The 21,149-nt window shown below is 68.4% G+C and carries 18 protein-coding genes and 1 pseudogene; 14 read left to right on the forward strand and 5 right to left on the reverse strand.

What is annotated here, in order from left to right:
• The first annotated feature begins 23 nt into the window (after positions 1 to 23).
• Entirely contained in the window at positions 24 to 1,028 is a 1,005-nt protein-coding gene (locus PSS76_RS17350) for a malate dehydrogenase (protein ID WP_005513515.1), read from the forward strand.
• Between the two features lie 31 nt (positions 1,029 to 1,059).
• Here the strand turns inward: PSS76_RS17350 and PSS76_RS17355 are convergent, their stop codons facing one another.
• The 3 genes from PSS76_RS17355 to PSS76_RS17365 form a co-directional block, all read right to left on the reverse strand.
• Entirely contained in the window at positions 1,060 to 2,406 is a 1,347-nt protein-coding gene (locus tag PSS76_RS17355; RefSeq protein WP_337456463.1) for a hypothetical protein, read from the reverse strand.
• Positions 2,403 to 2,732 (reverse strand): type VII secretion target, encoded by a 330-nt coding sequence (locus tag PSS76_RS17360; RefSeq protein ID WP_005513513.1) that lies wholly within the window; start codon positions 2,730 to 2,732, stop codon positions 2,403 to 2,405. Before PSS76_RS17360 ends, PSS76_RS17355 begins: the two co-directional genes overlap by 4 nt.
• A gap of 63 nt (positions 2,733 to 2,795) precedes the next feature.
• Positions 2,796 to 3,503: a TetR/AcrR family transcriptional regulator gene (locus tag PSS76_RS17365; protein ID WP_084870596.1), complete on the reverse strand. Its 708-nt coding sequence runs from the start codon at positions 3,501 to 3,503 to the stop codon at positions 2,796 to 2,798.
• 243 nt (positions 3,504 to 3,746) lie between these two features.
• On the opposite strand from PSS76_RS17365, the gene PSS76_RS17370 reads away from it, so the two are divergent.
• From PSS76_RS17370 to PSS76_RS17400, 7 genes and pseudogenes are all read left to right on the forward strand, one after another.
• Complete coding sequence (locus tag PSS76_RS17370; protein ID WP_064057858.1) at positions 3,747 to 5,282, forward strand: amino acid permease; 1,536 nt, start codon at positions 3,747 to 3,749, stop codon at positions 5,280 to 5,282.
• Between the two features lies 1 nt (position 5,283).
• Positions 5,284 to 6,162, forward strand: a complete 879-nt coding sequence (locus PSS76_RS17375; RefSeq protein ID WP_069854915.1) for an urea amidolyase associated protein UAAP1 — start codon at positions 5,284 to 5,286, stop codon at positions 6,160 to 6,162.
• Entirely contained in the window at positions 6,159 to 6,824 is a 666-nt protein-coding gene (locus tag PSS76_RS17380) for an urea amidolyase associated protein UAAP2 (protein ID WP_443147379.1), read from the forward strand. The genes PSS76_RS17375 and PSS76_RS17380 overlap by 4 nt, the downstream gene beginning before the upstream one ends.
• Positions 6,821 to 8,806 (forward strand): 5-oxoprolinase/urea amidolyase family protein, encoded by a 1,986-nt coding sequence (locus tag PSS76_RS17385; protein ID WP_337456469.1) that lies wholly within the window; start codon positions 6,821 to 6,823, stop codon positions 8,804 to 8,806. The genes PSS76_RS17380 and PSS76_RS17385 overlap by 4 nt, the downstream gene beginning before the upstream one ends.
• 148 nt (positions 8,807 to 8,954) lie before the next feature.
• A complete protein-coding gene (locus PSS76_RS17390; RefSeq protein WP_260985108.1) occupies positions 8,955 to 10,439 on the forward strand; it encodes an MFS transporter in 1,485 nt (494 codons plus the stop codon).
• Positions 10,440 to 10,453: 14 nt separating this feature from the next.
• Complete coding sequence (locus PSS76_RS17395) at positions 10,454 to 11,011, forward strand: TetR/AcrR family transcriptional regulator (protein WP_260985107.1); 558 nt, start codon at positions 10,454 to 10,456, stop codon at positions 11,009 to 11,011.
• Between the two features lie 202 nt (positions 11,012 to 11,213).
• A pseudogene (locus PSS76_RS17400) lies at positions 11,214 to 11,362 on the forward strand (IS256 family transposase); the annotation flags it as partial.
• A 175-nt stretch (positions 11,363 to 11,537) separates the two neighbouring features.
• Here the strand turns inward: PSS76_RS17400 and PSS76_RS17405 are convergent.
• A complete protein-coding gene (locus PSS76_RS17405; protein ID WP_013415875.1) occupies positions 11,538 to 12,413 on the reverse strand; it encodes a LysR family transcriptional regulator in 876 nt (291 codons plus the stop codon).
• Between the two features lie 76 nt (positions 12,414 to 12,489).
• Between PSS76_RS17405 and PSS76_RS17410 the strand changes: the two genes are divergently transcribed.
• Positions 12,490 to 13,203 (forward strand): SDR family oxidoreductase, encoded by a 714-nt coding sequence (locus tag PSS76_RS17410; protein ID WP_013415876.1) that lies wholly within the window; start codon positions 12,490 to 12,492, stop codon positions 13,201 to 13,203.
• 319 nt (positions 13,204 to 13,522) lie between these two features.
• Here the strand turns inward: PSS76_RS17410 and PSS76_RS17415 are convergent, their stop codons facing one another.
• Positions 13,523 to 13,759 carry a putative quinol monooxygenase gene (locus PSS76_RS17415; protein ID WP_231849588.1) on the reverse strand — a complete coding sequence of 79 codons (237 nt, stop codon included), beginning with the start codon at positions 13,757 to 13,759 and terminating at the stop codon, positions 13,523 to 13,525.
• A 365-nt stretch (positions 13,760 to 14,124) separates the two neighbouring features.
• On the opposite strand from PSS76_RS17415, the gene PSS76_RS17420 reads away from it, so the two are divergent.
• The 5 genes from PSS76_RS17420 (at position 14,125) to PSS76_RS17440 (ending at position 21,001) form a co-directional block, all read left to right on the forward strand.
• A complete protein-coding gene (locus PSS76_RS17420) occupies positions 14,125 to 15,582 on the forward strand; it encodes an aldehyde dehydrogenase family protein (protein WP_175281998.1) in 1,458 nt (485 codons plus the stop codon).
• A 434-nt stretch (positions 15,583 to 16,016) separates the two neighbouring features.
• Positions 16,017 to 16,376: a putative antibiotic biosynthesis monooxygenase gene (locus PSS76_RS17425; RefSeq protein ID WP_069854911.1), complete on the forward strand. Its 360-nt coding sequence runs from the start codon at positions 16,017 to 16,019 to the stop codon at positions 16,374 to 16,376.
• Entirely contained in the window at positions 16,373 to 17,614 is a 1,242-nt protein-coding gene (locus PSS76_RS17430) for a low temperature requirement protein A (protein ID WP_069854910.1), read from the forward strand. Before PSS76_RS17425 ends, PSS76_RS17430 begins: the two co-directional genes overlap by 4 nt.
• A gap of 24 nt (positions 17,615 to 17,638) precedes the next feature.
• Positions 17,639 to 17,917: a hypothetical protein gene (locus tag PSS76_RS17435; RefSeq protein WP_084968690.1), complete on the forward strand. Its 279-nt coding sequence runs from the start codon at positions 17,639 to 17,641 to the stop codon at positions 17,915 to 17,917.
• 324 nt (positions 17,918 to 18,241) lie between these two features.
• Positions 18,242 to 21,001: an ATP-binding protein gene (locus PSS76_RS17440; RefSeq protein ID WP_231849589.1), complete on the forward strand. Its 2,760-nt coding sequence runs from the start codon at positions 18,242 to 18,244 to the stop codon at positions 20,999 to 21,001.
• Positions 21,002 to 21,149: the final 148 nt, after the last annotated feature.

The following is a 21,149-nucleotide window of genomic DNA, read 5'->3' on the forward strand; positions in this document are numbered from 1 at the left end:
CGACTTCGACTCGAGGAGGCAGTATGAACGCGGCACCTGTGGACAAGGCACCCGTCACGGTCACCGTGACCGGCGCATCCGGCCAGATCGCCTACGGACTGCTATTCCGGATCGCGGCCGGCGACATGCTCGGCCCCGACACCCCGGTCCGGTTGCGATTGCTCGAGATCCCGGCGGCAGTCCGCGCCGCGGAGGGCGTCGCGATGGAACTCGAGGACGGGGCGTTCCCGCTGCTGAACGGCGTAGAGATCACCGACGACCCCGTCGTCGGCTTCGACGGTGCGAGCGTCGCGCTGCTCGTCGGTGCCCGGCCTCGCACGAAGGGCATGGAGCGCGGCGACCTGCTCGCCGCGAACGGCGCGATCTTCACGACGCAGGGACGAGCGATCGAGGCCGCGGCCGCCGACGACGTCAAGGTCCTCGTCGTGGGCAACCCCGCCAACACCAATGCCCTCATCGCGATGAACAATGCGCCCGGTGTGCCACGCACCCGGTTCAGTGCGCTGACCCGGCTGGACCACAACCGGGCCATCGCGCAGTTGGCGCACCGGACCGGCGAGCCTGCGGCATCGATCCGGCGCATGTCGATCTGGGGTAACCACTCGGCAACCCAGTACCCGGACCTGTCCCACGCGCTCGTCGGGAACAAGCCCGCCGAGGACGCCGTGTCGGACCGCCGGTGGATCGAGGACGTGTTCATTCCGACCGTGCAGCAACGTGGTTCGGCGATCATTCGTGCTCGCGGTTCGTCGTCCGCGGCCAGTGCCGCGAGCGCCGCGATCGACCACGTGCGCGACTGGACCGCCGGCACCGCCGACGGGGACTGGGTGTCGATGGCGGTGTGCTCCGACGGCTCGTACGGGGTGCCGGAGGGGTTGATCAGCTCGTTCCCCGTGACGTGCGCCGACGGCGAGTTCCGGATCGTGCCGGACCTGGACGTCGACGAGTTCTCCCGGGCGCGCATCGATCTGTCGATCGCCGAACTCGCGCAGGAACGCGACGCCGTCCGCGCGCTCGGTCTCGTCTGACCACGCCGAGCCCGAGCGCGCCGACCGCGCGTCAGTGCGCCCTGCCCTCGATTCCCGAATCCTCGAAGCCGCCCAGCGCATCGATCTCGACGCTGCCGATCACTGCGGGCGCGACCATCGGCAGCTCGCCGACCACTTCGTCGCCCGGTACGGCGGCGGTCAGGTAGCCGGCGTTCCCCCGGTGGACCGTGTCGTCGTACGCCCCGCGCGGTTGCGCTCCCGTGCCGGTCGGGGCGTAGCCGGGTGCCGGGGTGCCGGCACCGGACGTGCGGGTCCCGCCCTCGGCGTACGGGGTGGTCGCAGTAGTGGCCACGGAGGGTTGCGCGGCCGACGGGCCGCGCCCGGTCGATCCGGCCCAGGTCCCCGCGCTCCCCGCGACGAAGCCGGGGACGAATCCGCCACCGGCGCCACCGGATCCGCTGGCCCCGCCGAACGACGCTGCGGTAGGAGCGAATTCGCGGGTGGACACGGGTGCCATGCTCGCGGCGTGCGTCTGTGGCGGAAGCGCGTCACCGTACTGCGGCGACGAGTTGGCGAGAGACCTGCCCACGGACTCGAGCACCGACCCCGCGACCGCGACGGGCGACTGTCCGCCCGCAGCGAGGAGACCGGCCGCCGGCGCGGGAGCCGCGGGAACGGGGATCTCGGCGCCCAGCGCAGCCATCGCGGACTGGTGGCCGGCGAGTTCGGCGCGAGTCGCGGCGACCACCGACAGCGCGCGTTGCAGGTGGTCGGCGGCCGCGGCCAACAGCATCGTCTGACCCGGGGGAGTGAGCGCGACCGGAGCGGCTGCCACGGCGGTCGCTGCGAACGATTCGGCGACCGCGACGAGTTGCGCATTGCCGCGCGAGACCGTTGCCGCGGCGTCCTGGGTGACGGACGCGATGGCATTGCCGCGTTCGCTGAGTTGTTCTCCGGTGATTCGGACCTGCTCGCCCTGCGACTGCGCCGCCAGGGCCGCGGAGCCGTCCCAGGCACCGTCCAGAGCGCGCAGCCCCGAGACCCCCATCGACAGCGCGGTGTCGATGACCGACGACGACTGGCGCAGCAACGCGGTGGGGTCGAATCCGCCGAACGCGCCCGTCCCGAAGGCGCTCGCGAGATCGGCCACGGGCTGCAGTAGTTGATCGATACCGGGCAGCGGCGGAAGGGGTGGCAGTTCGGGAAGAGGTGGCAGCGCCGGCGCCGGAGGAAGTGCCCCCGCGGCGATGTCGACGAACGGCGTGTTCAGCGCCGGACCGAGCGGGGAGGCTGCGAGCGCCTCCATCGGTGTCCGGGGAACCGGCATGTCCAGGACCGGCCCGACGGGGGACGCCTGCAACAGATCCAGCACGGTCGGCTGCGCGGTGCCTGCGGTCGGTTCGGGTGTCGTCGTCATGCGTTGCCTCCCAGGGCGCTGCGCGCGTCGCCGAGGACGCGTCCGGTGGCGTGATCGGTGGCGTCGTATGCGGCGGCGACCGCGTGCGCGACCGCCCCGGTGCCGGCGTAGTGGTTCGCGAGCGCGGCGACGGACCGTGCGTGCGCGGTCTGAGTGGCCGCGAACGTTGCCACGAAATCGGCGCCTATCGCGCCGAACACCGGTGTCAGTGCAGCGACGTTCGCGGCCAGGTCCAACCCACCCGCCGTCGCGATGTGAGTCGCGGCCCCCGCCGCGACGTCGCCGTACACCCGAATCTCATCGGGCGCAGCAGAAAACCCGTCCATGATGACCCCCCATTGGTCGACTCGGCACACACTGTAACCGACCGTCCGGCCCGCAGTCGTCCCTCATCGCTCAGGCTGTGGACAACTTTTCGCGAGCCGGTCGAGAACGCCTCGGGCGTGGTGTGCGATCTCGGTGGTGGGACCGAATCGCCCCAGCACGCGCAGGACCGCGTCCGCCACGAGCTCGGGCGGAAGTCCCGGCGCCGGCGAGCCGGATTGGTCGACGGCGGCGTCCGAGCGGGCGTTGATGGTGGCCTCCACCAGGCGGAACGGCAGCGCGGCGGCGGCTCGTCCGACGTTCGGATCACCGATGGTCGCCAGGGCCTCGCCCGCAAAATCGGCGTACTGCTCCATGAGTTCACCACGCAGAGAACGGAATTCGGTGAACCGATCCGTCGTCACCTCGGGCAGTAGATACAAGGCGCCGAGGTTCCAGCGTGACTCTGCGAGTTGGGCGGTGTCGAAGAGTGTGAGCGCGTAGAGGCGGACGACGGGATCCGGGCAGTTCTGTCGCAACATCTCGGCGCACGCGAGGGGTCCCGCGACCGTGTCCAGGAGCAGCGCGGCGAGGATGTCGTCCTTGGTGGCGAAGTGGTGGTACATCGACGCCTGCCGGATTCCGACGGCGTCGGCGATCATCCGCGTCGACGTTCCGGTGAATCCGCGCGTGGTGAACAGTTCGGCCGCGGCGTCGAGAATCTCCTCGCGTGCGGTCGCACCCGGCCGTGTGCGGGTCTTCAGTCGTGGCCGTCCGGCACCCGTCGTCGTCATGTCCTCATCCTTACAGGAAAGTGCTGCACCGTGTTTCGTCGTCCTGACCTGTGATTGTGAGGGCTCGGACACCGTCCCGTAACCGGGGACACGCGTCCGCAACGGAAATCGCCGATCGCGACCCACGATCGCAACCTGCGCGACATCGTGCGCGTCGTTGCGGCCCGAAAACTGTCGAGTGACAGAAACCAGTGCCCGGGCCTCCCGGGCCGGTGACGCTTTCCGCCTCTCGTAGGAGGGTTCATGACAGCCACCGTGACGACAGCGTCGAGCGACCGGGGCGACCTGGCCGAGTTCGGCTACGAGCAGCAGTTGCACCGCTCGCTCGGCAAGTTCGGGTCCTTCGCGGCCGGCTTCTCGTTCGTCTCGATCCTCACGACGATCTTCCAGCTGTTCGGGTTGGGTTTCGGCTTCGCCGGGCCGGCCTTCTTCTGGACCTGGCCCGTCGTCTTCCTCGGGCAGTTCATGGTCGCGCTGTGCTTCGCCGAAATGGCGGCGCGCTACCCGATCTCCGGCGCGATCTACCAGTGGGCCCGGCGCCTAGGCGGCGCGATCGTCGGCTGGTTCGCGGGCTGGTTCATGATCATCGCGCAGATCGTCACCGCGGCCGCCGCCGCGATCGCGCTGCAGGTGGTGCTGCCGTCGATCTGGAGCGGCTTCCAGGTGATCGGTGACGATCCGGCTCTCACCTCGCCGGACGGCGCTGCCAACGCGGTACTGCTGGGGTCGATTCTCCTGGTGCTCACGACCACGATCAACTGCATCGGCGTGAACTGGATGTCGCGGATCAACAGCATCGGCGTGACCTGCGAGATCGTCGGAGTGATCGCCGTGATCGGCATGTTCTTCACCCACGCCCAGCGGGGCCCGGACGTGGTGTTCGACACCGGTGTCGCCGGCTCTCAGCCCGGGTACATCTGGGCGTGGATCGTGTCGGGCCTGATGGCCGCGTACGTCATGGTCGGCTTCGGTTCCGCGGGTGAACTTGCCGAGGAGACGCACAACCCGCGTCGGGTCGCGCCGCGCACGATCCGCCTCGCGCTGTCGGTCTCGGCGCTCGGCGGTGGCCTGATGATCGTCGGTGCGCTGATGGCCGCGCCGAGCCTCACCGACGGTCGCCTGGCCACCGAGGGCCTGCCCTACGTGCTGACGTCGATCCTGAGTTCGCCGTGGGGGACCGTGCTACTGGTGGACGTCGCGATCGCGGTGTTCGTGTGCACCCTCGCGATCCAGACCGCGGCGTCGCGGCTGATGTTCGGGATGGCTCGCGACGGCAAACTGCCGGCCAGCGAGGTGCTCGCCAAGGTCAACCCCCGCACCGGAACCCCGATCGCACCGAGCGTCCTGATCGGCGTGTTGTGCATCGCCGTGCTGGCCGTGAACGTCGGCAACTCCGCGATCTTCGCGACGCTCTCGAGTGTGTGCATCGTGCTCATCTATCTCGCATACCTCATGGTCACCGTGCCCATGCTCGTGCGGCGCCTGTCCGGTCGCTCGCTCGGAGGCCCCGATGTGGATACCGACGGCCGAAAGCTGTTCTCGCTGGGCGTGTTCGCGATTCCCGTCAACATCGCTGCCGTCGGCTACGGCGCCCTCATGGTCGTCAACCTGTCCTGGCCCCGCGCCGAGATCTTCAACCCCACGGGGGAGTACCCGGTCCTGCAGTGGGCCGCCCCCCTCGCGGTGCTCGCCGTCGTGATCGTGGGCGCCGCCTGCTATTCGTCCCGCGGCACCGCGCGCAGCGACCGCATCCCGACCCCCGTCACGATCGGAGCCTGAAGTGACCGTCCCCGACCTCGTCGAGCAGTCCGACGACACCTCCACCACCGCCACCGCTCGCGCACATGCCCGAGCCCAGGCCGGTACGCGGACCGACGCGATGCCGGTAGTGCCCGCCGCCGACTGGCCGACACCTCCGGAGGGCGTCGCCGCCGAGCGCCTCGTGTGGGCCGAAACCGTTCCCGGCGGCCGGTACGCGTCCAAGGTGCTGGCCCGGGGCACCCGCATCCGGCTACGGGATCTCGAGGGCGACGCCTGCGCCAACGTGCTGCTCTTCCGGGCCGACGCCCCCTGGGAGCGGCTCAACGTGGCCGACACCGTCAAGGTGCCGTGGCAGGCGTACCTCGGCCCCGGGCACCCGTTGCTCTCCGATGCCGGCCGCGTCCTCGCCACCGTCGTCGCCGACACGTCCGGACACCACGACGCACTGTGCGGCACCACCAGTGCCGCCGCGAATCGGGCGCGATACGGCGACGGGGCCCTGCACTCGCCGACGCCCGCCGGGCGGGAGTTGTTCACCGTCGCCGCAGCCAAGCACGACCTCGCCCCCCGGGACCTGCCGCCGTCGCTGTCCTTCTTCCACGGCATCCGGGTCGACACCGACGGGGCTCTCGTCAGTACGGGTACCGCCGGTGCCGGGGCGTACGTCGACCTGCTGCTCCATCTGCCGGTGATCGTGTTGGTCGCGAACACCGCGCACCCGCTCGATCCGGCACCGGAGTTCCGCACCACCTCGCTCGAACTCCTCGCCTGGACGGCAGCCGAGGAACTCGACGTCCTCCACAACGACGATCCCGAATACCGGCGCGCCGTCGCCAACACCGAGGACGCCTGGACTGCGCTGCACGGCGCCGTACCGCTCGAAGGAAAGGACGCATGATGACCACCCTGCTCCCCGCCGCCGACCTGGCGCTCGTCCCGGGCGAGATCGTTCTCGACGACACCGTGGCACCCCGCGGCCCGTGGTCCGCCGTCGTGGCCGCAGGCGACGTCCTGACCATCGTCGACCTGCACGGCAACCAGGCGGTCGACACGCTCATCTACGCGGCGGGCGATCACTCCCGCCGCTATTCGGCGGCCGCTACGGTCGTCGGGCAGCGCAACCTGTTCCTCACCACCGGCAGCGTGCTGCGCTCGGACGACGCGAGCCCGCTCATGACGATCGTCGCCGACGAGGTCGGCAACCACGACACGGTCGGCGGTGCCTGCTCACAGGAGTCGAACACGCTGCGCTACGGCCACCACACCAAGCACCAGCACGCGTGCGTCGAGACCTTCCTCGTCGAGGGCGCCCGCTGGGGTCTCGGTAAGCGCGACCTGGTCTCGAACATCAACTTCTTCATGAACGTGCCGGTCGATCCCGACGGTGCCCTGGGCATCGTCGACGGCCTCTCGGCCCCGGGCAAGCGCCTTGCGCTCCGTGCCGACGTCGACGCGTTGGTACTGGTGTCGAACTGTCCGCAGATCAACAACCCGTGCAACGGCTTCGATCCCACTGCCGTCCGCATGATCGTCACTCGCCCCCGGGAGGTGCAGCCATGACCGCCAAGTGCACGGTGCTCCGGCCGGGAATGGGCACCACCGTCCAGGACTATCCCGGTCGGACCGGCTACTGGCAGATCGGGGTACCCCCGTCGGGCCCGATGGACGACCTGTCCTTCCGTCTCGGCAACGTCGCAGTCGGAAACGCCGAGGGTGCGGCAGGATTCGAAGCCGTCATGGCCGGGCCCGCGCTGCGGTTCGACGAGCCGACGCACGTATGTGTCACCGGTGCGCCGACCACCGTCACCGTGGACGGTGCCGTGGTCCCGCAGTGGCGGCCGGTGCGGGTGCCGGCCGGGGGAGTGCTCGACGTCGGGGCCGTGTCCGGTCCCGGGCTTCGCGTCTACGTCCTGATCGCGGGCGGCATCGAAGTTCCCGAATTCCTCGGTAGCGCATCGACATTCACCCTCGGCCGATTCGGTGGCCTCGACGGGCGAACCTTGCGCGAGGGCGATGTACTGGCCCTCGGCGACACGCCGACGTCCGCACCGACTGCGGTCCCGGCCGGTTCCGTTCCGGCCCTGTCGCAGCGCTGGGAGCTCGCAGTGACCGAGGGACCCCACGGCGCCCCGGAGTTCTTCACCCGCGCCGACATCGACGCGCTGTACCGCACCGACTACGAGGTGCACTTCAACTCCGACCGAACCGGGGTGCGCCTGAGCGGCCCGCGGCCCGACTGGGCCCGTCCGGACGGCGGCGAGGCCGGGTTGCACCCGTCGAACATCCACGACAACGCCTATTCGATCGGTGCTCTGGACTTCACCGGGGACACACCGATCCTGCTCGGCCCCGACGGGCCCAGTCTCGGCGGATTCGTCTGCCCGGTCACGGTGGTCGCGGCCGACCGGTGGAAGCTCGGGCAGCTCGCGCCGGGCAACACGGTGCGATTCGTTCCGGTCCGCGCCGATCGAGCGGCGTCGCGGCGGGACCTCGGTCTCGGACGCCGAGCCGGACTGCCGGCGGTGCTGTCGGCGGGAGGCGACGGCGACGACGGTGTGCTCGCCAGGCGGGACGGCGACACCGCCGTCACGTATCGCCGATCGGGCGACGACAACGTGCTCGTCGAATACGGCGACATGACACTCGACCTGGCGCTGCGGGCGCGGGTGCACGCGCTGCACCAGCGGCTCGAAACCGAACGGCCGGCCGGCCTGCTCGACCTGACGCCCGGCATCCGGTCGCTGCAGGTGCGGGTGGACCCGGACGTCCTGCCGGTTCCGAGGCTGCTCGGCCTGTTGGCCGAGGCCGAGGACCAGCTCCCCGCCGCGAACGAGTTGGTCGTTCCCAGCCGAACCGTGCGGATGCCGCTGTCGTGGGACGACCCGGCGACCCGCGAGGCGATCGCGCGCTACATGCACGGGGTGCGCGCGGACGCGCCGTGGTGCCCGTGGAACATCGAGTTCATCCGCCGCATGAACGGACTCGACTCGGTGAACGACGTGTTCGACACCGTGTTCGGGGCCGACTATCTCGTCCTGGGCCTCGGCGACGTGTATCTGGGAGCGCCGGTCGCGACGCCGCTCGATCCGCGGCACCGGTTGGTCACCACCAAGTACAACCCGGCCCGCACCTGGACGCCGGAGAACGCGGTGGGCATCGGCGGTGCGTACCTGTGCATCTACGGGATGGAGGGGCCGGGCGGCTACCAGTTCGTCGGCCGCACCACGCAGGTGTGGAACCACCGGCACCCGCAGTCGTCGGGTCCGTTCGAGGACGGCACGCCGTGGCTGCTGCGCTTCTTCGACCGGATCTCCTGGTATCCGGTGGAGCCCGACGAGTTGCTCGATCTGCGCGCCGATCTCGCGGCCGGACGAGGGGCCGGGGGGATCGAGATCGCCGACGGTCGGTTCTCGTTGGCCGAGCACGAGCAGTTCCTCACCGATAGCGCGGACTCGATCGCGGGGTTCCGGGCGAGCCAGGCGGTCGCGTTCGCCGACGAGCGACGCCGGTGGGCCGATGCCGGCGAGTTCGCCCGCGTCTGAGGGCTCGATCACATTTCCCTCGTAGCGGGACGGCGATTTGCCCACTGGGGTGAATGGGTGTTCACTCATAGGTGAACGCTCATTCACCCCGGTCGTCAGAGGCTGCCCGAAGGCCCGCCGACCGGCTCGTACGTCCGGAGATGATCCATTGGCAGCACGACCCCTCGCCACCGCCCTCCCCGGGGAGCAGGCGCCGCCGCGTCGCTCCAGCGCTCTGATGACCGCGGTGCTGTGTCTGTGCGGCACCCTCGTCTCGCTGCAGCAGACACTCGTCGTACCGCTCCTCCCGGACCTGCGTCACATCCTCGACGTCAGTGCCGACAACGCATTCTGGCTGGTCACGATCACGCTGCTGAGTGCGGCGGTAGCCACCCCGATCGTCTCGCGCCTGGCCGACATGGTCGGGAAGAAGCGCATGATGATGGTGTCGATGTCGGTGATGGTCAGCGGTTCGCTGCTCGCCGCGATCGGCGGCACCTTCGTCACGGTGCTGATCGGGCGCGGCATGCAGGGATTCGCGTCGTCGCTCATCGCGGTCGGCATCGGCATCCTGCGGGACGAACTGCCTCGCGAGAAGGTGCCCGCAGCGACGGCGCTGATGAGTGCGACGCTCGGTATGGGTAGCGCGCTGGGGCTTCCGCTGGCCGGCGTGATCTATCCGCACCTGGGCTGGCACGCGATCTTTTGGATCTCCGCGGCGGCGGGTGCCGTGATGCTCGCTGCTGTCGCGTTCGTCGTGCCCGAATCGAAGGTCCGCTCGCCCGGCCGGTTCGACATCCTCGGCGCCGTCATCCTGTCGGTGGCGCTCACCGCTCTGCTTCTCGGGATCTCCAAGGGCGGCGCGTGGGGCTGGGGCAGCACCCGCACGCTGGGCTGCTTCGCCCTCGCGACGGTGGTACTGGCGATCTGGATCCCGTACCAGCTGCGAGTCACCGACCCGATGGTGAATCTGCGAACGTCAACACGTCGCCCGGTGCTGCTGACGAACATCGCGTCGATGATCGTCGGATTCGCGATGTTCGCGAACATGCTCGCGACCACCCAACAGCTCCAGATGCCGGAGAGCACCGGCTACGGATTCGGACTCAGCGTGCTGACGGCTGGACTGTGCATGGTTCCGGCGGGCATGTCGATGGTGGTGTTCTCGCCGCTGTCCGCGAAGATCACCGTCCGATTCGGTGCCCGTACCACCCTCATCACCGGTGCGCTGATCCTCGCGGCGGCCTACGTCATCCGGTTCTCCTTCAACGGGTCCATCGCCCTGATCATCCTGGGCGCGATGGTCGTCAACATCGGTACCGCGATCACCTACTCGGCCATGCCGATCCTCATCATGCAATCCGTGCCGATCACCGAGACCGCCGCGTCGAACGGGCTGAACTCGCTGGTGCGGTCGATCGGCACGTCGACGTCCAGTGCGGTCGTGACCGCTTTGTTGACGGCGATGACGATGGACATCGCGGGCGTTCACCTCCCGACGCTCGACGCGTTCCGCGCGGTGTTCGCGGTGGCCTTCGCGATGGCGATGCTCGCGGCCGCGGTGGCGTGGTTCATCCCGCGGATGCCGCGCAAGGTGCCCGTCTCCACGGTGGTCGAGGCTGCAGCCGAGGCCCGGGCGGAGACCGCGTCGTGACTAGGGTGGGGGCCGTGACCGGAAAGTCCACGCGCGACAACATCATCGACGCGGCCCGTCGGCTGTTCGCCGAGCGTGGCTACACGTCCACGACGATCAAGGACGTCGCCGAACTGGCCGGCTATTCACCTGCAATGGTGATGAAGATGATGGGCAGCAAGGCCGAGTTGTACAAGGCGGCGGCGCCGACCTTGCCGTCGGTCGCCGACGATCCGCATTTCTGCGAACACGAGTCACCCGGATATCGATTGGTGCGCAACATCGTCGAACGCCGTGACGGCGACGAGTCCGAGCCGTGGGTGATGATGCCGCTGCTGATCCACGAGGCGCCCGACCGCGCGGCGGCTCAGGCCGACGCGCGCGAGCGCTACATCCGTGGCATCGCAGGCAAGATCGGCGACACCTCCGACGACAAACTGCCGACCCAGATGGTCGTCGCCGTGCTGCTGGGCCTCGCGAGCGGCATCCGAACGGTGGGAATCCTTTCGGCGGATGCACTCGACTCCGAGGATCTCGTCAGCCGTTACGGCGCGGTGGTCCAGTCGATCATCGACGGAATCGAGGCGCCGTAACCTCGGCCTCACGGGTATCCCGCGACAGCCGGCACCCTGTTTCGGATGCCGGATGCCGGATGCCGCGTCATGCGGCGTGTGGTCCCGCGCGGTTGTGGGCTGGGATGGGCTTCTTGTAGGGATCGACGGTGGATGGTGGGGTGAACCTGGGGGTAGCCCAAGCACTGCGTGCAGTGAGGGACCCCGGGGACAGTGGGCCGGTGACGAGCAAGCCGAGAGCAAGTGCCTATATCTGGCGACACGGGCACTGGACCCGGGGCAGGAAGATCACGATGGGCAGCAAGGTGGACGCCTGCACTCAACGAGTTCGCCATCACGTTCGAAGGCGGGGTCACCACGGGTGAGAGCTGAACCGATGCACCAGAAACGGATCCACCGGAAAAATTGACACGACCTACGGGCACTGAGCAGGCGTCTTCGGACCCAGGTCCGGCGGGCAACTTGCCGGCGCCGACCCATGGCCAGCCAAAAGTTCCCGCGACTGCAACGGATTCTGGGTCCGGTGCGGCACTTGCGGTGCTATCAGTCAAGGGCCGGCAACCAATGTCGGTCGCGTCGAAGGGGACGGATCGGTCGAGATTTCGCCTAGCCCCTCTGCCGTTTTCTCAAGTGCTGCAACAGTTTCTGAATAGAATCGCCACGCCAGCACCGTTGTGATGCGCGGTGCGTCGACAACGGGTACCGAAACGTGATCCGGCCACTGCCACGCCCTGCTCGACGCCGGAATGACAATTACGGTCCTGCCGAGCGACACCAACTGCGCCAAAGCGGATTGCGTGTGAATTTCGGGTCCCGGTCCGTCGGGGTAACTGCCGTCCAAGCGTGGCCACCGCGCCATCGGTAGATCAGGCACCGAGCTGACCTCTGCCAGAGTCAGTTCAGTCCGTGAGGCGAGCGGGTGTCTGCCGGGGAGTATTGCAACCTGGCCCTCGGTGACGAGGTCTCGGTATCGACAGCCGGTCAGATCGTCGACAGGACGATGCATGATCGCCACGTCCGCGCTGCCGTCACGCAGCAAACCCGCTTGTTCGCCGACCTCGCACAGCAGAACATCGATCGGGTCGGGATGCTGTTCGAGTAGTTGTTGCAGCAGACCATGGGACGCCCCTGCTTTCGTGGCCAGAACAAGAGGTGTCGACGCCCGAACGGTCAGCCGCCCGGCAGCGGCGACTGCATCCAAAGCGATACGCGCCTCCCGATGGAGCACAGATCCGGCTTCGGTGAGCGAGACACCGCGACGGTCACGCACGAACAACTGAACTCCGAGTTGATGTTCGAGCTGTCGGATCGCCCTCGACAACGGAGGTTGAGCGATGTGCAGCTTGTCGGCGGCTCGTCCGAAGTGGAGAGCCTCGGCGACGGCAAGGAAGTAGCGCAGCTGACGTGTCTCGAGATCCTCCACTCGACCACCTTAATACCCGGTAGGTATCACCATCGCCGGAAAGGGTAATGGACAGCTGCGCCCCCAGGCATCGAACATGGCTGTCGTGAACGATACGAAAACTGCGCTGGTCACCGGCGCGAACAAGGGAATCGGTTTCGCCATCTCCGAGGGCCTCAGCAGACTCGGCTTCAAGGTCGTGATCGGTGCACGCGACGAGGAGCGAGGCAACACCGCTGCGGCACAGCTGAGAGAGCGTGGACTCGATGCAGTGGCGGTGGTGCTCGATGTGACGGACGCCGACAGTGTCTCCGCAGCCGCGGAGAAGTTCGATCGTCTCGATGTTCTCGTCAACAATGCCGGGATCGGTGGCCGGACCAGTTCCGGCGCGCAGAATCCGACCACCCTCGATCACGACGTTCTACAAACAGTTCTGGATACCAACGTGTTCGGTGTCATACGAGTGACCAACGCATTCGTCCCGTTGCTGCGCCGATCACCCGCACCACGGATCGTGAATGTTTCAAGCAACATGGGATCACTTGCACTGCAGACGGGTCCGCAGATGGCCGCCTATGCGCCGTCGAAGACGATGCTCAACAGCATCACGGCACAGTACGCGCGAGAACTCGCCGACACCGGCATCATCGTGAACGCGTGCTGCCCGGGTTACGTCGCCACCGACTTCACCGGACACCAATCCACGCGGACGTCCGAGGAGGGCGCCGCTATTGCGATCAGACTCGCAACCCTCCCCGATGACGGACCACGCGGAGGATTCTTCGACGACAACGGAATCGTGCCGTGGTGAAGCACCACACGCTGTCGCGAACATCCCTACCATCAAATGAAGTGAGATTTCACGTTGCCACGCCTATGCCACGTACGTGAAGAACTACCCACTCAACGACACTGACTAGGCCCGATCGCTCGAAGGAACTGACGCAGGGTCGACCAAACGCACGCCCACTCCCCACCGGGACCCTAAGAGATGAAACCATGACCCGCTTCGGCTACAACGCCATACAGCTCGCAGGCCGGCGGGTGTGCAGCCCGCGGACGGCCCCACAAAGAAGTGGGCGGGGCACCTGCAACGTTCGTGATGGAAGTGGTGGCGCTACTCGCCGTCGTCATCTGGAGGAAGTCCTCTCCGACGAGGACGCCTCTAGTGGGTGGGGCGGGAACGGTCGGAGCAGCCGGATGCCGTCCTCGATGGAACCGTCGATCAATTCGAGCATCTGCGGGACGAGTTCCCGCATCCGCGGTGCGCCCAGATGAGCGTCGAGCAGCTCGCGCTGCTCGTAGCGCTCGTAGATGATGAACGTGCCAGGCTCGCGCGCAGTTGTTGGTGCCGACGGGGACGCCATCGATGATCGGGTGGAGCTGGTCGGCCAGCACCACCGAGCTGTTCGGGGTGGCCTAGCGCGCGGGCGGCGGAACCGAAGCGCACGGCGATGCTCACCGCAGTGATGCGGAACATGGAGGAAAGGCGATCGACAAAGCCCTGGACCTGTTCCAGTTCCTGATGGCATCCCAGCGCCTCCAGCGAAGAGACGACACGACACCTGATCAGCGGAAACACGCCCGCCATTCTCGGAAAGACGACGGCTTCTAAGCGAGCCGTCGGCCGGATGTCAGTCAGCTGACGGAGGCTGTCGGAGCGGTGGCCGAGCCATTCTCGTGGAGACATCGAAACCGCCCGGTACCCGGGCGAGACCACGAGGAGCACAACATGAACACCGTCGCGCAGCACTGGATCAACGGACAGTGGACCGGCTCCGGCTCTGTTCTGGAATCGATCAACCCGGCCGACGGCACAGTCATCGGCTCGTTCTACGACGGTGGCGAGGCGGAGGCCTCGGCCGCGGTGGACGCCGCCGCCGCCGCGTTCGAGACCACCGAATGGTCGCGTAATCCCTCGCTTCGGGCGACCGCACTCAGTCGACTGGCCGACGCCCTCGAGGCCCGGGTGCCCGAGGTTGCGGCCATGTTGTCCCGGGAGAACGGCAAGCTACTGGGTGAGACCACGTGGGAAGTCAGCGGTGCGGTCGGGTGGCTGCGGTACGCGGCGGCCTCTGCGCGCACCCAGAACGCTGGGCGCGCCGCCGAGACGGCACCTGGCCAGTACACCCACTCGGTGCCCGAGCCGCTCGGTGTCGCCGGGATCATCTCTCCCTGGAACTCTCCCATCATGCTGACCGTGCGGGCACTGGGCCCGGCGCTGGCCGCTGGCTGCACCGTCGTGGTCAAGCTTCCGGCTCAGACGGCGCTGACCAATGAGCTTTTCGCGCAGGTCCTGGCCTCGGTCACGGAGATTCCGGCGGGCGTGGTCAGCGTGTTCACTGAGTCCGGCAACACCGGGGCCCCGTTCCTGGTCTCCTCGGACAAGGTCGACGTGATCAACTACACCGGCAGCACGCCGGTCGGGCGTCGTATCGCGGCCGCAGCCTCCACCACGCTCAAGCGGCTCGGGCTGGAACTGGGCGGCAAGGCTCCGATGGTGATCTTTCCCGACGCCGATCTGGACATGGTGATCCCGACCGTGGTGCAGTCGCTGGTGCTGATGAACGGGCAGTTCTGCTGCACCGGCTCCCGTGTACTGGTTCACCGGGACATCGCCGACCAGGTGCGCACCCGACTCACCAACGCGCTCGCGCAGGTGCGGCTCGGCTCGGGCGACGACAAGGATGCCCAGCTCGGCCCGGTGATCGACAGGGCGTCCGCCCAGCGGATGGACGCGATCGTCGAGGAAGCCACCTCGTACGGCACGGTACTGCTGCGCGGCGGCGTGGTCACGGACGGCCCCCTGGCCGCCGGTGCGTTCTACCGGCCGAGCCTGATCGAGGTGGACCGCACCGACGTCCGGATCGTGCAGGAAGAGGTCTTCGGTCCGGTCCAGACGTTCGAGATCTTCGACGACGAGGACGACGCCGTGGCCAAGGCGAACGCCACCATCTACGGCCTGGCCGCCTCGGTGTTCAGCTCGGACTCGATGAAGGCCCGCCGGATCGCCCGGCGCATCCGTACCGGCACTGTATGGATCAACACCTGGGGAGCCATCAGCGAGGACTTTGAGGAGGGCGGCGTCAAGGGCAGCGGTTACGGCTATCTGTGCGGCCCGCGAGCGATTGAGGAGTTCCAGGCCCTCAAGGTGTATGTGGAGCAGGACCACACCCAGTCCACTCACTGATCAGATCATGACCCGGTCGGCGCCCGCCGGGCCCGGGCCCGGGCTCCGCACAAGGAGGCCGCACCATGCCGTCGATTCTGATCACCGGCGCGACGAATGGTCTTGGTCTCGTTCTGGCAGAGGAGCTTGCGGAAGCCAGGCACCGGTTTGCTTCTGCGCGATCGCAACCCGCAGTAACCGGTGCCGATCGCGCAACGTTTCAGGGCTGAGCAATACAACGCCGAGTTGTCCGCTCCGGCCGAAGACCCAGCGACATGCGGCCGAAGTGGGGGCGAGACACCAGCGGCGGCGGGCGGTGAACCATCTAGTCCTGTGCTGTTCAGCTGGCACTGCTGCCGCTGTTGCACAGGCAGTCCATCACGCAGCGCCAGCATCGCCTCGGTTGTGCAAGAACCGATGGAATCAGAACGCAGCATTTCGATTTGGAGTGGTCGATGAACGAGAGAATTGTTTCCCATGCCTACGGTGCCGATAGTCCTGGGCTGCCAAGCCCACCGGCAGGGACAGACATCCGGGACACGCTCCGGGAGCAGAGCCGGAACGCGTTCGCGAACGCCGAATCCCGGCTCGGCCCCACCGTTCCGGCCGCCGTCCGGCGTTGGAAGCTGTGGTTGCTCACCGTGTGCGCTATCTACCCCACCATCGTCCTTCTGGGCCTGGCCACGAACCCTGTTCTGGAGGATGTGTACCTGCCGGTGCGTCTCGCTGTTCTCGTCCCGGCGGCGGCAGCGGCGATGGTCTGGCAGATCAATCCCCGACTGCAGCGGCATTTCGGAGCTTGGCTCAGCAGATGACAAGCAGCCCGGCTCCGCCGCCGGTGTGCTCCGCGGCGCCCGCACACCCCAGACCGCTGCGCAGGCTCACTGCGCGAGGACGCGACGAGACCCACCGCGGCGTCTCCTCACTGGAACTCTTCTTCGACCTGTGCTTCATCGTGGCTATAGCCCAGGTAGGCGCCCAGTTGGTGCACGCCATAGTCGAGGGACACACGGGCGAGGGGATTCTCAACTACTTGATGATCTTCTTCGCCATCTGGTGGGCGTGGATGAACTTCACGTGGTTCGCCTCGGCTTACGACAACGACGACGTGCTGTACCGGATCGTCACGCTGATCCAGATAGCCGGCGTGCTCGTCCTGACGGCGGGCGTCTCCCAGGCGTTCGAAGAACACGCGTACCCGGTCGTCATCCTGGGCTATGTGATCATGCGGCTCGCCATGACGGCGCAGTGGCTGCGCGTGGCGCGGTCGAGCCAGGGCCCCGAGCGAACGATGGCGCTGCGGTACGCCATCGGGCTGTGCCAGATCGGCTGGCTGGGGCTACTGGCCCTGCCGGAGGCAGACCGCCCGTGGGTCTTTATGGTGATGGCGCTGCTGGAGATGGCCGTACCGCTGTATGCGGAGCGAGCCCACCCGACGCCCTGGCACCCCCATCACATCGCCGAACGGTACGGGCTGCTCACGCTCATCGTGCTCGGCGAGACCATCGCAGCGGCCACCGTCGCCGTGAAGTCGGGGATCGACGAGCACGAGGCCCTGGGTGAGTTGGTGCCCATCGCCGCCGGCGGACTGCTGATCATCTTCGCCGCCTGGTGGGTGTACTTCGCGGTCCCCATCCACGGGCACCTGCGGTCCAACCGGCAGTCCTTCCTATGGGGCTACGGCCATTACCTGATCTTCGTCTCAGGTGCCGCGATTGGGGCCGGCCTGGAGGTGGCGGTGGAGCAGGCGGTGGGCAAGGCGCACCTTTCGGCGCTGTCGGCGTCGGCGGCGGTGACACTGCCGACAGCGCTATTCCTGCTCACGGTGTGGGCGCTGCACTCGCGCTTCTACAAGGTGGGGATCGCGCAGCAGTCGGTGCTGCCGACCACGGCTCTGCTGGTGGTCGTCTGTACGTTCCTGGGCAACTGGGCGGTGCTCGCGGCGGGGCTGGTGGCGGCGCTGGCGGTGGCAGCCGGGGTGACGCTGACGGCGCTCGGGGCGAGCCCGGAGCGTGGGAAGGGCGGGGAAAGCGCCGCGGTGCCAGTTCTGTGAGGGAACCCTCGCCGCCTCGGGAGCTTGGCCGGCACGGTGTACGAGGGTGCCCGTACCGTGCGCTCGGTGCACCTGCTCGACGACGGCGGCACGTTGTTCACGTCGAAGACGCGGACGCACCCGCTGGCCCTGGACGACATCCTCACGGAGCCTCCGGCTCCGCAGCAGGGCCACGTCACCATCAACGAGGCAGACCTGATCGTTGCCGACAAGCCCTTTCCGGTCCTCGAGCGCACTCCTGCGGTTCGGTCGCTGCGCCCCATGTGCCCGGCAGGGTCTGCCGCTGGAGCCGCCGTCCGATGACGCCGACTTCCATCAGCACTGCGGGCTGAATGTCGGGAAGGCTGCCGGCGGAGGCGCCCATATCGTCCGGGTATTTGCCGGACGGGGGATGACGGCGCGATGATCCGCGTGACCTTCGTGCTGTCGCTGCGGTGAGGCTGCAACGCCCGGCTGTGTTCTGCGTGATCTTCGTCTGGGGGCTGCGAGTGTCGGCGAAGCGAATGGCTTGACGGTTCGTTTGCCAGTGGATGCGACAATTGCTGGTCAGGTGCGCGGCTGGTGGTTCGACTGCTTCGCGCGGTACGACGAAGGACGCGGCGGATGTGGGCGAAGTCAAGGGCAGGCATGAGCGTCGGCCCGGCCGGACTGGTCGGTCGGGAGGGCGAGCTCGCCGAGCTTGCGGCGTTCCTGGACATGGCCGGGACGAACGGAGCCGCCCTGCTGCTCACCGGTGATCCGGGTGTGGGGAAGACTGCGCTCCTGGACGCGACCGCCGAGCTGGCGGTGGCGAAGGGAGTGCGGGTCGTCTGCGGGAGCGGCGTCGAGTACGAGACTGACATCAGCTTCGCGGGGCTTCATCAGCTCGTCGGTTCGCTGGCGGACGAGCTTGGTCGTCTGCCGCGTTCCACGCGGGAGGCTCTTGAGGTCGCCCTCGGTGTCGCCGCCGGGCCCGTGGGGAGCCGGATCGCCGTCCTGAACGCGGCACTGGCCCTGTTCGACGAGGCTGCGAAGGACCGGCCGTTGTTACTGGTGGTCGATGACCTTCATGCCGTCGACGAGGCGAGCCAGGCTGCGGTGGGTTTCGTCGCCAGACGACTTGGCGGTCGCCGCATCGGGCTGCTCGGAGCACAGCGAGACGAGTCCGACGAATCCTTCCGGCCCACCGGTCTGCCAGAGCTCGAGATCGCGCCGCTGGACGACGCGGACGCCCTGCGACTGCTGTCCCGGCGCTTCGCCCACCTTCCCCGCCGGGTCCTTTCGGCCGTGGCGCACGAGGCACAGGGAAACCCCCTTGCTCTGCTTGAGTTTGCCGGGTCCACGGAGGCGTCCGGCGAAAACCAACACGGCCTAGGGGCGGGGTGGGCGAGCGGCCCGGGGCGGGACGTGCGCGCTCTGTACGGCGCCCGCGTCGGACGATTGCCGCGGAGAACGCGCGAGGTACTGCTCCTCGCGGCTCTCGAGGGTTCCGGCGACATCGGCATTCTCGAGGCTGCCGGTGGGCCGGGCAGCCTCGAGCAACTCGCCCCGGCGGAGCGTGACCACCTGGTCATGGTCGCGGAGAACGGCCGCGCGGTGCGCTTCAGGCACCCGCTGGTCAGGTCCGCGGTGGTCGACGGTTCCACCGGCGAGCAGCGGCGCAGCGCCCACAGCCGACTGGCCGACGCGCTGGGCGACCAGCCCGAGCGGCGCGGTGATCACCTCGCGAGAGCCACGACGGCGCCCGTCGAGACGGTCGCCGTCGTTGTGGAGTCGGCGGCCTGGAGCAGCCTGCAACGCGGTGACGCCGACGGCGCGATCGCGAGGCTGCGGCGCGCGGCCGAACTGAGTCCCGACCGAGAGGTCCGCAGGCGCCGCCTGTCGAAGGCCGCCTACGTCGCTGCCTGGGTCGCGGGCCATCTGGAGGTCAGCCACGAGATCATGCGTGAGGTGGAGGGCGATCCGGCGGCTCGGTCGCTCTCGGCGGCCGCGGCGGCCGGCTTCCTCGTGCTCGTCACGGAAGGCGATGCCGATACGGCGCACGCGCTCCTGATGGAGGCGGTCGGGCAGGCCTCGGTGATGCCCGAACCACCGCAGGAGTTGGAGACCGCGCTCTTCACTCTCACCCTCGCCAGCCAGTACTCGGGCCGGCCCGAACACTGGCAGCCTCTGGTCGATGTGCTCGACCGGTTCCCCAAGGCATCGCCCGCCGCCGCGGCATCGCTGGGGTGCGTTCACCACGACCTCGGTTCCGTCACTGACGTCATGCTGCGCCGCCTGGACGAGGAGATCTCGCGGCTGAGGGACCAGAGTGACGCCGACGTGGTCGTTCGCACCGCCCTGACCGCCTCGTACCTCGACCGGCTTCCGGGCTGTCGTGAGGCCGTGTCCCGGGTCATACGCGACGGCGGCGCGGTGGGGTCGAGCATGCCGGCCCTGATGTTCGTCGCCCTGGACAACCTGTACGCCGGCCGGTGGCAGCCGGCGGCCGACGCCGCGGACGAGCTCATCGCACTGTCCGAGGAGACGGGATACCACTTGTTCGCCCAAGTGGGACACTACGTCGCCGCAATGACCGCGGCCCAGCGCGGCGACCTCGACGCGTGCCGCCGCCACTGTGAAGCAGTCTGGGCGTGGTCGAGGCCCAGGGGACTGCAACGGCTGGAGAACTGCGCCCACCAGGCGGCGGCCCGGGCAGCCCTCGGCGCCGCCGACTTCGAGACGGCCTTCCGGCACGCCACAGCGATCTGCGCCCCGGGTGTGCTGCCGCCGTTCAACCCCGAGGCCGTGTGGTCCGCGCCAGACCTCGTCGAGGCCGCCGTGCGCACCGGGCGGCACGCGGAGGCGCGACGGCACGCGGACGCGCTGCGCGACGCCGGTGTCGGCCACCTCTCGTCGCGACTCGCGCTGAGCTCGGCCATGGTCACGGCGATGACATCAACTGCCGAGGACATGGTCCGGTGCTTCGAGGAGGCACTCGGACTGCCGGGCGTCGAGCAGTGGCCCTTCGAGGTCGGCCATGCTCGTCTGGCGTACGGCGAAGCGCTTCGCCGGCAAGGACTCAACCGTGACGCCCGGGTGCAGCTGGCCTCCGCCCGTGACCGCTTCGAGGAACTCGGGGCCCGTTCGTGGGAGGCCCGGGCCGCTGCGGAGCTCCGCGCCACCGGCATGACGCGGACCGGCCGGGGCAAGGCCGGTGAGGCCCTCACCCCCCAGGAGCTGGAGGTCGCCAGGCTGGCGGCGACGGGGCTGTCCAATCCGCAGATCGCGTCGCGTCTGTTCCTTTCGCCGCGGACCGTCTCGTCGCATCTCTACCATGTGTTCCCGAAGCTGGGGATCACGTCGCGGGCCGAACTCCGCGAGGCTCTGGAGGCGCTGCCACCCGCGCCTTCGGCCACGCAGCCGTGAAAGCTACCGCTCGGGTCTCAGCACTGCCCCGGCACTGACGTAAGCGATCCGCCGGTGGATGTCAGTCAGCTGACGGAAGCTGTCGGTACGGTGGCCGAGCCATCCTCGTGGAGACATCGAAACCGCCCGGTACTCGGGCGAGACCACG

The sequence above is a fragment of the Prescottella sp. D32 genome, assembly GCF_037287305.1.
GTDB lineage: Bacteria > Actinomycetota > Actinomycetes > Mycobacteriales > Mycobacteriaceae > Prescottella > Prescottella equi.